Source organism: Corallococcus sp. AB030, assembly GCF_003668965.1.
In the GTDB taxonomy this organism is placed as follows: domain Bacteria; phylum Myxococcota; class Myxococcia; order Myxococcales; family Myxococcaceae; genus Corallococcus; species Corallococcus exiguus.
On the sequence record NZ_RAWQ01000482.1, the window covers coordinates 1 to 556 of the forward strand.

At 69.6% G+C, this 556-nt stretch carries 1 protein-coding gene; it reads right to left on the reverse strand.

Translation table 11 applies throughout. The features are described 5' to 3' along the window. Window positions 1–556: AMP-binding protein (locus D7Y15_RS43710; RefSeq protein WP_148713059.1), on the reverse strand; the 556-nt coding region annotated here is incomplete at both ends.

Sequence of the window (556 nt, forward strand, 5' to 3'; positions counted from 1 at the left end):
TCGGGCAGGTGCTGCTTGAGGTATGCGCGGAGGGCCGTGACGTCGAGGGACTCACCCACGACATAGGCCACCAACCGCTTGTCGCCCGGGGCATCCTCGCGGGCGAGAACGACGGCGTCCTTCACGGCAGGGGCTGCGCGCAGGGCGTTCTCGACTTCACCCAACTCGATGCGGAAGCCACGCACCTTCACCTGCGCGTCGATGCGGCCGACGAAGTCCAGCTGTCCGTCAGCCCGCCAGCGCACCACGTCGCCCGTGCGGTAGAGACGGGCGCCCGGAGTGGAGGAGAACGCGTCCGGAATGAAGCGCTCTGCGGTGAGGCCCGGGCGTCCCGCATAGCCTCGCGCCACGCCGACGCCGCCAATGTGCAACTCGCCGAGCACGCCCACGGGCACCGGCTGGCCGTGCGGGTCCAACACATAGACGTGCACGTTCGCCAGCGGCTTGCCGATGGACGGCACTTCACCATCCGCCACCACCTCACCGAAGGTGGCGATGACGGTGGCTTCGGTGGGGCCGTAGGTATTGAGCAGGCGCCGTCCCGGGGCCCAACGCG